At 38.5% G+C, this 12,560-nt stretch carries 14 protein-coding genes; 8 read left to right on the plus strand and 6 right to left on the minus strand.

The features are described 5' to 3' along the window. Positions 1 to 12 precede the first annotated feature (12 nt). The gene (pepF, locus tag H0Z31_11705) at positions 13 to 1,827 is read left to right on the plus strand and encodes an oligoendopeptidase F (GenBank protein ID MBO8178108.1); all 1,815 of its coding nucleotides are present in this window, start codon (positions 13 to 15) and stop codon (positions 1,825 to 1,827) included. Positions 1,828 to 1,883: 56 nt separating this feature from the next. On the opposite strand, the gene H0Z31_11710 is transcribed toward pepF, so the two are convergent. From H0Z31_11710 to H0Z31_11730, 5 genes are all read right to left on the minus strand, one after another. Beyond that, the gene (locus tag H0Z31_11710; GenBank protein MBO8178109.1) at positions 1,884 to 2,060 is read right to left on the minus strand and encodes a hypothetical protein; all 177 of its coding nucleotides are present in this window, start codon (positions 2,058 to 2,060) and stop codon (positions 1,884 to 1,886) included. 269 nt (positions 2,061 to 2,329) lie between these two features. Next, positions 2,330 to 3,196 carry a DsbA family protein gene (locus H0Z31_11715; protein ID MBO8178110.1) on the minus strand — a complete coding sequence of 289 codons (867 nt, stop codon included), beginning with the start codon at positions 3,194 to 3,196 and terminating at the stop codon, positions 2,330 to 2,332. Continuing rightward, complete coding sequence (locus H0Z31_11720) at positions 3,193 to 3,591, minus strand: globin (GenBank protein MBO8178111.1); 399 nt, start codon at positions 3,589 to 3,591, stop codon at positions 3,193 to 3,195. Before H0Z31_11720 ends, H0Z31_11715 begins: the two co-directional genes overlap by 4 nt. 160 nt (positions 3,592 to 3,751) lie before the next feature. Then, positions 3,752 to 4,333 carry a lytic transglycosylase domain-containing protein gene (locus tag H0Z31_11725; protein ID MBO8178112.1) on the minus strand — a complete coding sequence of 194 codons (582 nt, stop codon included), beginning with the start codon at positions 4,331 to 4,333 and terminating at the stop codon, positions 3,752 to 3,754. A gap of 3 nt (positions 4,334 to 4,336) precedes the next feature. Then, entirely contained in the window at positions 4,337 to 4,945 is a 609-nt protein-coding gene (locus H0Z31_11730) for a CYTH domain-containing protein (GenBank protein ID MBO8178113.1), read from the minus strand. Positions 4,946 to 5,074: 129 nt separating this feature from the next. Here H0Z31_11730 and H0Z31_11735 point away from each other — a divergent pair, with 129 nt between their 5' ends. The 4 genes from H0Z31_11735 to H0Z31_11750 are packed head-to-tail and all read left to right on the plus strand — an operon-like array spanning position 5,075 to position 7,867. Further along, positions 5,075 to 5,449 carry a hypothetical protein gene (locus H0Z31_11735; GenBank protein ID MBO8178114.1) on the plus strand — a complete coding sequence of 125 codons (375 nt, stop codon included), beginning with the start codon at positions 5,075 to 5,077 and terminating at the stop codon, positions 5,447 to 5,449. Between the two features lie 23 nt (positions 5,450 to 5,472). After that, the gene (locus tag H0Z31_11740; GenBank protein MBO8178115.1) at positions 5,473 to 6,123 is read left to right on the plus strand and encodes a GTP pyrophosphokinase family protein; all 651 of its coding nucleotides are present in this window, start codon (positions 5,473 to 5,475) and stop codon (positions 6,121 to 6,123) included. 34 nt (positions 6,124 to 6,157) lie between these two features. Continuing rightward, positions 6,158 to 6,955: an NAD kinase gene (locus H0Z31_11745; protein MBO8178116.1), complete on the plus strand. Its 798-nt coding sequence runs from the start codon at positions 6,158 to 6,160 to the stop codon at positions 6,953 to 6,955. Positions 6,956 to 6,976: 21 nt separating this feature from the next. After that, positions 6,977 to 7,867 (plus strand): RluA family pseudouridine synthase, encoded by an 891-nt coding sequence (locus H0Z31_11750; protein ID MBO8178117.1) that lies wholly within the window; start codon positions 6,977 to 6,979, stop codon positions 7,865 to 7,867. 54 nt (positions 7,868 to 7,921) lie between these two features. On the opposite strand, the gene prpE is transcribed toward H0Z31_11750, so the two are convergent. Beyond that, entirely contained in the window at positions 7,922 to 8,638 is a 717-nt protein-coding gene (gene prpE / locus H0Z31_11755) for a bis(5'-nucleosyl)-tetraphosphatase PrpE (GenBank protein MBO8178118.1), read from the minus strand. Between the two features lie 348 nt (positions 8,639 to 8,986). On the opposite strand from prpE, the gene H0Z31_11760 reads away from it, so the two are divergent. The 3 genes from H0Z31_11760 to H0Z31_11770 all read left to right on the plus strand — a co-directional run bounded on the left by H0Z31_11760 (position 8,987) and on the right by H0Z31_11770 (position 12,524). Next, on the plus strand, positions 8,987 to 10,846 hold the full coding sequence (locus tag H0Z31_11760; GenBank protein MBO8178119.1) for a monovalent cation:proton antiporter family protein: 1,860 nt from the start codon (positions 8,987 to 8,989) through the stop codon (positions 10,844 to 10,846). A gap of 174 nt (positions 10,847 to 11,020) precedes the next feature. Continuing rightward, positions 11,021 to 11,797, plus strand: coding sequence for an enoyl-ACP reductase FabI (gene fabI / locus H0Z31_11765; GenBank protein ID MBO8178120.1), 777 nt, complete (start codon positions 11,021 to 11,023; stop codon positions 11,795 to 11,797). A 220-nt stretch (positions 11,798 to 12,017) separates the two neighbouring features. Continuing rightward, the gene (locus tag H0Z31_11770) at positions 12,018 to 12,524 is read left to right on the plus strand and encodes a hypothetical protein (protein MBO8178121.1); all 507 of its coding nucleotides are present in this window, start codon (positions 12,018 to 12,020) and stop codon (positions 12,522 to 12,524) included. Positions 12,525 to 12,560: the final 36 nt, after the last annotated feature.

Consider the following 12,560-nt stretch of genomic DNA (forward strand, 5'->3'; position numbering starts at 1 on the left):
TGGAGGGTGTCTATGGCAAACGAAACCAAAGTAAAACAATTACCAAAGCGACATGAAGTCCCTGAAGATTTAACATGGAGACTAGAAGATATTTTTGCAAGCGACGAGGAATGGGAAAAAGAATATCAGAGTGTGGCTAACGAAATTCAAAAAGCAGAACAATTTAAAGGAACTCTAATCGAAAGTGCGGAGCGGCTACTCGAAGCTCTTCAATATCAAGATAAGATTTCTGAAAGAACAGGGAAATTGTACGTGTATGCCCATATGCGTTACGATCAAGATACAACGAATACATTCTATCAAGGTTTAGATGACCGTGCGAAATATTTATATAGCCAACTTTCCAGTGCGTTATCGTTTATGGTTCCTGAAATTTTATCGATCCCGGAAGAACGCTTAAAACAATTTATTGCCCAAAATGAAGATTTGAAGCTATACGAGCATGCATTAGAAGAAATTACACGCAAGCGGCCACATGTATTATCTGCTGAGCAAGAAGAAATGCTTGCAGAAGCATCCCAAGCACTCAATGCATCAAGTCAAACGTTTGGTATGCTCAATAACGCAGATTTGCAATTTCCGACTATTAAGGATGAAAACGGAGAAGAAGTTCAACTTTCCCACGGACGATTTATTCAGTTTATGCAAAGCGAGGATCGACGGGTTCGTCAAGATGCGTTTAAAGCAATGTATGACACGTACGGCAAGTTTAAAAATACGTTTGCTAGCACGCTAAGCGGGGCAGTGAAAAAAGATAATTTTTATGCGAAAGTGCGCAATTATGAGTCCGCACGTCAAGCTGCTCTTTCAGAAAATAACATTCCGGAAAAAGTATATGACAATTTAGTCGAAACCATTAATAAGCATCTTCCGTTATTACACCGGTACATCTCATTACGCAAAAAAGTGCTTGGTGTCGATGAACTTCATATGTACGATGTGTATACACCGCTTGTGAAAGAATCGAAAATGAAAGTTACATATGAAGAAGCAAAAGAGTATCTGTTGAAGGGACTTGCCCCATTAGGCGAAGAATATATAAATATCGTAAAAGAAGGATTAGAAAATCGCTGGGTCGATGTAGTTGAAAACGTCGGGAAACGCAGTGGGGCGTATTCATCCGGAACGTATGGAACGAATCCGTATATTTTAATGAACTGGCAGGACGATATGAATAATCTATTTACGTTAGTTCACGAATTTGGACATAGTGTCCATAGCTATTTAACGAGAAAGTATCAACCGTACACGTACGGACATTATTCGATTTTTGTCGCTGAAGTTGCCTCTACTTGTAACGAAAACTTATTAAATGATTATTTATTAAAGACTGTAACGAATGAAAAGCACCGCTTATACTTATTAAACCATTATTTAGACGATTTCCGAGCAACCGTCTTCCGTCAAACAATGTTTGCCGAATTCGAACAATTGATTCATGAGAAAGCGCAACGTGGAGAGGCGTTAACCGCCGAGTTACTGACAAAAGAATATTACGAATTAAATAAAAAATATTTCGGTCCTGATATGGTCGTTGACGAAGAAATTGGCTTGGAGTGGGCCCGTATTCCACACTTCTATTACAATTTCTACGTTTATCAATACGCGACAGGTTTTAGTGCCGCAACCGCTCTTAGCAAACAAATTTTAGAAGAAGGTGAGCCAGCTGTTACCCGATATATTGATTTCTTAAAGGCTGGATGCTCTGATTATCCAATCGAAGTGTTGAAAAAAGCTGGGGTGGACATGACAACGTCCCAACCGATTGAGGAAGCATGTCAAGTATTTGAGCAACGGCTAAATGAATTAGAAAGCTTGTTATCTTAAATGAAATGATACTAACGTGAAAAAGGAGAACACGAAGGTATAAGTGTTCTCCTTTTTTAACGAAATCCTCTAAACCGTTTCCGCTCATTTAAATAATAGAAAAATAGTAAAAATGAAAGAAGCAATAGTGGTGAAGTGAGATAAATAGGAATTAAATTTAATAAGCCGAGGATGTGTAATCCAAATGAAAAAACGATCAATAAGATCATGAAACTAAGCATGATTTTTTTCATGAAAACGGTCCTCCATTAGGATGTTAGGAGTATTAATATATGTGTCGAAAATAAAAATATGACAATATTGTGAAATAAAAAACAAAGTGTTGCAAAAATTTGTCGAGATATGTTATATTTTATTCGTGAGGTTGATCACAAGCAAACATATACCCCTTTGTTTGACCGTGAAAAATTTCTCCCATCCCCTTTGTTCGTAGAAAGAAACACCCTAGCCTTAATGGCTAGGGTGTTTCTATTTATTATTTTCATATCATTTTTTTCGAATACTAGTACTCGTTTTGTTTGTCCCCATTATAACGCCAAAATGTGCCGTACTTCGCAGGTATTCGTTCGACTTTATTCTGAAGGACCCATTTTTTCATTTCTCGTTCGGCCTCTGCCATGGAAAGATCGTAGACGACTGAAATTTCTTTTGTTGCAACAAGTTTAAAGTGTTGTAAAAACATTTCCAACGGTGGTTTTGGTAGTGGTTCTAGCTTTTTCCCTAACATTTCCTCTAATATCGTGACGTATATATCATACGGATAAATGCCTGAAATTTTTAAACCCTCATCCTCAATGTTTTCATTAAAAAAGACGAGTGTTGGAATTTCGTCTACTTCCATTTCCGAGGTGATTTTTAAGTCACATTGAAAGGCTTTGGCTGCACTTTCTGAATGAAGGTCCTTTTTAAATTCCGTAACATCCAGACCAGCTTTTGTTGCCACTTCCACTAAAATATTGATATCAGAAATGTTTTGCTTACCTAAAAAGACATATTCTTGAAGAATACGTTGAAATTTCAATCCATACTTACGTCCTTGCAGCTCTGCTGCCTTAATTGCAATGGACGCAATAAACGGTGACTCAATTGGATTTTCCAACCATAAGCTTCCATCACAGGACATTCCGGAGCGGCTAGCCGTTCGTTCCCAAATTTCAGCGATATTTTCATGATGCTTGCGAGCTGTTATGTTCAACCTTGCTAAATTTCCGCTCAACACGTGTTTTAGGCGAAAGTATTGTCCATATTCAATATGGAGTTTTTTAATGTATGGTTCCAATGCCCAACATTCCGGGCAAAGAGGATCTATAAAGAAATAAATCTCGATTGGCTTGTTATCAGAATTTGTACAAAAAGTCAAATGGCTCAATGTGACTCACCTTCATGTTCAGGTTGATTCACCATATGATGAGCGGTTAATGTAAACCGTTGCATTAAATACTCCTTTAATGGACCCGAAATTTCCACTTCGTCTAACGCCTCATTCATGCAAGCTAGCCAGGCATTCGCACGTTTTGGCGTAATTGGGAAAGGTAAATGGCGCGCCCGAAGCATCGGATGACCATATCGCTCAGAATAAATCGGCGGTCCACCTAAAAATTGGGTTAAAAACAATTTTTGTTTTTGGGCTGTATTCGTTAAGTCGTCCGGGAAAATAGGCGATAAGTCCGGATGAGCTTTGACTCGACGATAGAAGGCATCAACGAGCATCGAGAGTTTTTGTTCACCGATTAACTGATACGGCGTGTCTATTTTCTCGACCATTTAAAAAACTCCTTTTAGTCAATTTTGTATGTCCTATTTTAGCAATGCCCATTTTATATCTCAAACATAATGCTTAATTGAGGGGCAACTCCCATTATACTGAGACAACATGAAAAAGAAAAACGTCAATTTAAGACACGCTTAAATTGACGTTTCATCTCTAGGCTAAAAATGCTTCTTTTACTTTTTGCACATATGCGATCGTTTCTTTAAATGGAGGAATTCCTCCATGTTTTTTCACATTTCCAGGACCAGCGTTGTATGCCGCTAATGCTAAATCTATATCTCCATTAAATTGGTCTAATAGCTGACGTAAGTATTTTGTACCAGCCATTATATTTTGTTCAGGATCAAAGATGTTGGTTACTCCGAGCGCTTTAGCGGTAGACGGCATGAGCTGCATGTATCCAGATGCCCCCGCACGGCTTACGGCCATTGGATTAAAATTCGATTCATGTTGAATAATGGCCTTTATTAATTTTTTAGGTACATTATACGTTTGGGCAGCTTTTTGAATCAGCGTTTCGACATTTTTATGTAAAATGATCCAATTATTAGTCGGCATGACAGGAAGCGGTCTCTTCCTTTTTGTCATTGCCGAAGTGGTTGGTTCATCATTTTTTAGCCATTCTGCAAAGACGGAAGCAAAGCTGTCCGTTGCATAACTGTTTTCGATTGGAGCGGACCGAAAGCTACGTATCGCTTGAATTTGTAGAAGAGCTTGAAGCTGTTGAATATTCATCGTCTACTTCCTTTCCTCGGTTCGGTCAGCTTGAAGCTGACGATATTTCTCCTCGTAGAATCGTCTTACTTTGTTTTTCGTTGGACGAGTAGGAATCGCCAATTGTTGCAGTAATTTGTCAAAAGCTTGTTTTCCGCTTACAGGATCTGTCACTTCGTATTCTATCTCAAAATCTTCCTTCGATAAATAGTAGCTATGGTCTAGGACAAGTAGCCCGTTTTTATATGTAAGCTCCGCTCGATCTGTACTTAACGTTCCAAAATACTTGATCGTAGATAAGGATATGTTCATTTTTTCTAATTCATGCGCAACTTCTCCAGCCATAAATTTTCCTTCAGTAAGCATTGCTTCAGCTGCATCTTTTGTCAGCGGTTCATTAGTTTCTAAAAGTCCATTTGGATGCGGCTGTTTTAACGTCCATTCAAATGCTCCGTTTTTTTCGCGAATACGTAAAGCAGCCCCTTTTTCTTTCAAGGCAAATGAAGGGGTGTCAAAATAATGATTATGCTGAGTGATAAAAGCAGAGGGAGGAACTTGAAAAAAATCAACGAGTCGATCAAACTCCACTTTTGTTAGCATATTTTTAAATTCGATTTCTACTTCTTTCGTCAACGCGATTCGTCCTTTCTCTATTCTTCTAGCTTTATTATCTATTTTGAAAAAGAAAACATCAATATTTAGAAGAATAAAGGGGGAGTATGTTAAAATAAATAAGGATATGAAAGTGGAAGGGGTATTTTCATGAGAAAAAAGGTACATATTCAAACAGCAACCATTGAAAACTCAACATTAACATTACAACCAACAGAACCGGTCTCATTGAATGATATGGTGCCTTCTGGACAAATGATTGTTGATTCGGACGAATTAGCGTTCGTTTATTTAGTAAAGGAGCAAAATGAGTATACATATATTTATTTACACGAAACGATTTGGTCTCAGCTCAAAGAAGCGATGGAACAACAGCTTCAAGTCAAAATCGTAAGTAATCACGAAGAAATCGTGCTTGAAAATGCGGTTGAAGAATTACAGTACTTAGTGGCCAATATCGAAGGAAACGGCAACTATGGGGAAAAAATGGTCGAAAAAGTAGAACATATTTTTCTTGGAAAATAGGGGATTTGTTGAGGTGGTCATCGGTGAAACATTGGGATTTATTTTTGGCACCGTATAAACAAGCGGTTGAAGAATTAAAAGTAAAGTTAAAAGGAATGCGTGCCCAATTCGAATTAAATAACGTCCATTCGCCGATCGAGTTTGTGACTGGAAGAGTCAAACCGATTGCGAGTATTTTAGATAAAGCGAATCAAAAAGGAATTCCGTTAGATAAATTAGAAACGGAAATGCAAGATATTGCTGGGCTACGAATGATGTGTCAATTTGTTGATGATATTAAAAAAGTTGTAGAATTGCTTCGAATGCGAAATGATTTCCGTATAGTGGAAGAGCGCGATTACATTTCTCATAAAAAGCCGAGCGGATATCGTTCGTATCATGTCGTCATTGAATATCCTGTGCAGACGATTTATGGGGAGAAAAAAATTTTGGCGGAAATTCAAATTCGTACGCTAGCAATGAATTTCTGGGCGACGATAGAACATTCGTTAAATTATAAATATAAAGGTCAATTCCCAGAAGAAATTAAAACGAGATTGCAACGAGCTGCGGAAGCCGCATTCCTATTGGACGAAGAAATGTCGCAAATTCGGGAAGAAATTCAAGAGGCACAAGCATTTTTTACAAAGAAAAAAGAAAAAAATGAACAAGACAAATTAAAAAGTAACGATTAATCTTCTAGCAATCTAATGAAAAGGGTGGCGTACGATGAGATTTTCCATCACATCCAAAGGAGACTCTAAATCGAATACGTTGATGCATAAAATGCGAACGTATCTCCAAGATTTTGATTTAATTTATGATGAAGATCAACCAGATATTGTGATTTCTGTAGGTGGAGACGGAACACTTTTATATGCGTTTCACCGGTATAGCTCCCGCTTAGATAAAACTGCTTTCGTTGGGGTGCATACCGGCCATTTAGGCTTTTATGCAGATTGGGTGCCTGAAGAAATCGAAAAACTAGTCATTGCGATTGCGAAAACCCCGTATCAAATCATTGAATATCCGTTACTAGAAGTGATCATTAGATACCAACATGGGGGGAAAGAATCGCGGTATTTAGCATTAAACGAGTCGACAGTCAAAAGTGTCGAAGGAACCCTAGTGATGGACGTAGAAATTCGTGGGCAACACTTTGAGCGATTCCGCGGAGACGGACTGTGTATATCTACCCCATCAGGAAGTACGGCCTACAATAAAGCGCTCGGGGGAGCGATTATACACCCATCATTACAAGCCATTCAAATTGCTGAAATGGCTTCCATTAATAATAAAGTGTTCCGTACAATAGGTTCACCGCTTATATTACCTGCCCATCATACGTGTATGTTAAAACCGGTCTATGGTCCGGATTTTCTCATTACGATTGACCATTTGACGTTATTACATAAAGATGTGAAATCAATTCAGTTTCGGGTCGCTGATGAAAAAATCCGGTTTGCCAGATTTCGACCGTTCCCTTTTTGGAAACGAGTGCACGATTCCTTCATAGCGGATGAATAATAACATGAAAGGTCGTTGTCAATGAGTCCTTTTACTTTATCGTGGGTCATACGTAAGAATGAACAAAATCAATTGATACGGGATTTTTTACTACAACACCATATTTCCAAAACCACTCTAACTGCCATTAAATTTAAAGGTGGAAAGATTACAGTCAACGGTATCGAACAAAATGTTCGCTACCGATTGCAAGAAGGGGATCAATTAACGGTGACCTTTCCCCATGAGCAAACGACGGTCAAGGGGGAGGACATTCCCCTCCAAATTTGTTATGAAGATCGGGATGTGCTGGTAATCAATAAGCCTCCGCACATGAATACCATCCCTTCCCGGGAGCATCCTTCAGGGAGTTTAGCTAATGCAATTATAGGTTACTATGAAAAAATAGGATACGAAGCAACGGTCCATGTCGTGACGCGACTTGACCGGGATACGTCGGGGTTAGTGTTAGTGGCAAAACATCGATATGTTCATCATTTATTCAGTCAATTGCAGCAAAAAGGAAACGTAAAACGGACTTATCAAGCATTTGTCGAAGGAACGTTGAAAACGAAAAAAGGAACGATTGAAGCACCGATTGGAAGAAAAGACACCAGTATCATTGAACGAGAAGTACGAGAAGATGGGCAATATGCATGCACACATTACGAAGTCATTGCGGAAAAAAGAACCGCCTCTCATGTTCAACTTCGGTTAGAAACAGGGAGAACGCACCAAATTCGGGTACACATGTCTTATCTTGGACACCCATTGCTAGGAGATGAATTATACGGAGGTTCTCGGAAATATATTCATCGACAAGCACTCCATTGTAGTGAGTTGTCTTTTTATCACCCGTTAAAAGAAGACATTCTTTCGTTTCGCGCTCCCATTCCGGAAGACATGCTTACAGCGTGGAAGGAATGTGAATAAGGACGAGCCAAATGAACGGTTCGTCCTTTTTTGTTATCCGATTGGTTTAAATTTTTATGGAACATACGGCATAGAAGAAAGGACGCTTACGGTTTCTAACTCAGGATAACGTAAAGCGGTGAGTTTCCCACCAAATACACAGCCTGTATCAATGTTGACCGTTCGATTCACCCATCGAGGTTCTTTCACGGGTGTATGACCATACACAATAAGTGCCTTTCCATGATACGATTGAGCCCAATCTCTCCGGATGGGCGTTCCATCAGGATGCGTTTCCCCTGTAATATCACCGTATAAGACAAACGTTTGTATTCGCTTATTTGTTCGACCGATATCTTTTTCTTTTATTCCTGCGTGAGCGATGACCAGTTTATGATCATCTAGTACATGATAAAGGGGAGATTGTTCGTACAGCTCCATATATTTTTTTTTGATTTCCTTTTGTTTTTCAGGCGGTAGGGCGGTAAATTCAGCGACGGTCGTTTCTAACCCATGTGTAATTTGGACATTCCTTCCTAAAAAATACCGATAAAGCTTGTTGCAATGATTTCCAGGAGCATAGAAGGCGAGGTTGTTTTTCCAAAGCTTGTACACCGTTTTTACCACTTTTAATGAGTGGGGGCCACGATCCGTTAAATCGCCTACAAATGCTAATTTTCTCCCAAAAGGATGAATCGGATATCCGCTTTGCCAATCGTAACCGAGCATTTTTGTCAGTTCGTAAAATTCATCCCAACAACCGTGGATATCTCCAATAATATCGACTTTCATGGTGTCCTCCTAAAAAGTTTTGTTAAATTCATCTATTTTTCTTGCGTTTTCTTTCTTTTTCCTTTAAAAAGGTAAATAAAGTGTCAAAGTCAAAGGTAGAATTTTATATAAGGACAGTAGGTGGAGATTTGTTAGTATATAAAGGTCTTCCATTTTAAGTATAGCCTTTTTGGTGTAGGAAAACGGAATAAAAAGTATTATGTTTTTTATAAAAAGATGGTATAATCGACAGAAGTTCTTTGGCAATCCCCATCGAACATAATGATGTGAGAGGACGAATCAGCATATAGTAATACAAATCGTTTGTCAAAAAAGTATGGGAAAAGAAGTAGGGAAAGGAGAATGGGGATGGAGCAACATGCATCAGTTACATCACTCGTTATCGTTATTTTAGTGGCCTTCATCACGCCCATTTTGTTACATCGATTAAAATTAAACGCTATTCCTGTCGTGATTGCAGAAATTATTATGGGTTTGTTTATCGGAAAAAGTGGATTTGACCTTGTCGAACCTGACATGTGGCTAGAGACATTATCTACCCTCGGATTCATTTTTTTAATGTTTTTAAGTGGGTTAGAAATTGATTTCTCGGCTTTTTCGAACGGGAAAAAACGAGAAAAATTACCGAATGGAAAAGAAGAACCGAACCGTTTTCTCGTTTCAATGATCGTCTTTATTGGAATTTTTCTTGTGTCATTAGCGTTGTCATACGTGTTTGTTCTGTTAGGTCTTATAGATAACGTCTTATTAATGACCATAATTATTTCCACCATTTCTCTTGGTGTGGTCGTACCAACGTTAAAAGAAGCACATATTATGAAGTCACCTATTGGTCAAACGATTTTGCTTATTGCGGTGATTGCTGATTTAGTGACGATGATCTTACTCGCTTTGTTCGTGTCGTTAAATGATACTGGACACGGTAATATGTTTTTATTACTTCTTTTGTTTGGAGCGTGTGTTTTCTTCTATATCTTTGCCAAACGATTCCGAAACAAAAAATTTATGGAGAAGTTATCAGCTGGAACCGTTCAAATCGATACACGGGCCATTTTTGCCTTAATTACGTTATTCGTTGCTTTATCCGAATCGGTTGGTGCGGAAAACATTTTGGGAGCCTTTTTAGCTGGTGTTCTCGTTTCGCTTTTATCACCGAACCCGGATTTGGTGCATAAATTAGATTCTTTTGGCTACGGATTTTTAATTCCGATATTCTTCGTAATGGTCGGTGTTGAGTTAGACTTATGGTCAATGTTAAGTAACAAAAAAATGCTCATGTTGATTCCGTTACTTTTACTTGCGTTCTTTATTTCGAAATGGATTCCAGCCTTGATTTTAAGAAGATGGTATGATTGGAAAGTGGTTCACGCATCCGCCTTTTTATTAACTTCCACATTATCATTAGTCATCGCAGCGGCAAAAATTGCTGAGCGGATGGGAGTCATTACACCGGAAATGAGCGGAACGTTAATTTTAGTTGCGGTTATCGCATGTGTGATTACACCGATTATGTTTAAAAAATTGTTCCCACTTGAAGAGGAAGTGGAGACAAAAATCAAAGTGGCCATTGTTGGAGCGAACCAATTGACCATGCCGGTTTATCGCGAACTAAAATCGTCGTTATATGAACCGATGTTGTATCACACTAAACAAGATAAATCCGATCAAATCATCTCCGATTCATTATTTCATATTGAAGAAATTGATGATTACGAAATTGAAACGCTCCAAAAGGAAGGTATTTTTGAAGCCGATATTGTCGTCATTTCCACGGGTGACGAAGAACGAAACGCTACCCTTGCCGTAGCCGCTAAAGAACAAGGTGTCGAACGTGTCATTGCCCGCATTGAAAGCCCAGATTTAGAAGAGTCATTGCGTGAGCAGGACGTCGAAGTATTCTCTGTCTTTTTATCAACGAAAGCGTTATTACGTGCCCTTATTGAATCACCAAGTGTAATCAATATTTTAACGAACCAAGAAACAAGCCTATATGAAATAAATATGCGAAATCATTTGTTTGAAGGCATGACGTTACGAAAATTCCCGTTTACGGGCGATGTCATCTTTGTCCGCATTTTCCGTGGGAAAGATTCCATTGTTCCGCACGGAGATACGGAACTTCATATGGGCGATCGACTCATTGTAACAGGATCGAAAGAATATGTCGATGAACTGAAGCGCGAGCTCGAATTTTGTGAGAAATGTTAGTATTGAAAGAGGTCTCTCCGTTACAGGGAGAGGCCTTTTTCTTTGTAAATGAACATATCCTACTTGGATTTCCGGATAAAACCAATTGATTTTCGTTCTTCTCTTTTCAAATCCCCTAATTTCGGTTAAAATTATGACTAGGTACTAATAACAGATGAAAATAGGAGGAGTTTTATGACCCTATCGTTAAAAGGAAAAACGTTTGTTGTTATGGGTGTAGCGAATAAACGTAGTATTGCTTGGGGGATTGCCCGATCCTTACATAATGCTGGAGCACGATTAATTTTTACGTATGCAGGTGAACGTCTCGAAAAAAGTGTTCGTGACTTAGTTGAAACGTTAGAAGGAAACGACTCACTTGTATTACCATGCGATGTAACGAATGATGAAGAAATTGCAGCATGCTTTGCCACCATCAAAGAACACGTAGGAAAAATTGATGGAATTGCTCATTGTATTGCGTTTGCGAATAAGGAAGAACTGCAAGGCGAGTATATGAATACAACAAGAGAAGGTTTCTTATTAGCTCATAATATTAGCTCGTACTCTTTAACGGCTGTTGCTAAAGCAGCGAAGGAGTTAATGTCAGAAGGCGGAAGCATCGTGACATTAACTTACCTTGGCGGTGAGCGTGTCGTAACGAACTACAATGTTATGGGTGTAGCGAAAGCTTCTTTAGAGGCAAGTGTTAAATATTTAGCCAACGATTTAGGAAAATACGGTATTCGTGTTAATGCGATTTCAGCTGGACCGATTCGTACGTTAAGTGCGAAAGGGGTAAGTGATTTCAATAGCATTTTAAAAGAAATTGAAGAGCGTGCTCCGCTTCGTCGTACAACTACGCAAGAAGAAGTTGGCGATACAGCGTTATTCTTATTCAGTAATTTATCTCGTGGAATTACAGGGGAAACGATTCACGTAGACTCTGGTTACCATATTTTAGCACGGTAAAACAAAGGCTGACTCGAATATAAAAAAACGAGTCAGCCTTTGTTATTTCAAGGAGGTAGGTCATGACTATGACAGTATCAATAAATTATCAATCATCAATCAATATTTTGTAAAGTTATTTTTAAAATTTGCTCCTCCATACACGAAATAAATATTTATGAAACGTCCGCTTTATCCTTGCATACATTTAGATGAGGGAATTTTATTTGGAGGTGACATAATGGGAAAAGAATCAAATGAGCCAAAAAAACCGCTACTTTATATTCAGCAACCATCTTTACAATTAGTAAAACCAAAAATGCAAGATATGTTTAAAACAAGAGCCAATGAAAAATCGGTAAAAGAATCAAAAAAAAAGCAGAAAAAACAAGCAGAACAAACTAAGGAAGTCAGCTCATTAGTCGGTACTCTTGATGAGCCGAAGGAAAAAAAAGATGAAAACGAACAAGTAGAACAACCAAGAGAGGATCGGTTTGGACTTTACAGGGTTCGTGATGTCAAACCGTTCAAAGAGCTATCAGTTGTAGAAAAAATCGACTATTTATCTCGTTTTCCGAGCTTAATTGCTCCATTGCCATGCGAATTTGTAACAAAAAATGGTTCCGTTAAAGGGATTCTCTATCGTCGAAATAACGATCAAATAATCATTCGTATGTTCAACGGGGAAACGAAAGACATCCCGCTGTCTCAAATAAAAAATATCCATATGATTGGGCAAAGAAATTAACCAGCCGATACATTTTGTTTGGCTGGTTTCCTTCCG

This window comes from Bacillus sp. (in: firmicutes), assembly GCA_017656295.1.
Taxonomy (GTDB): Bacteria; Bacillota; Bacilli; order Bacillales; family JACDOC01; genus JACDOC01.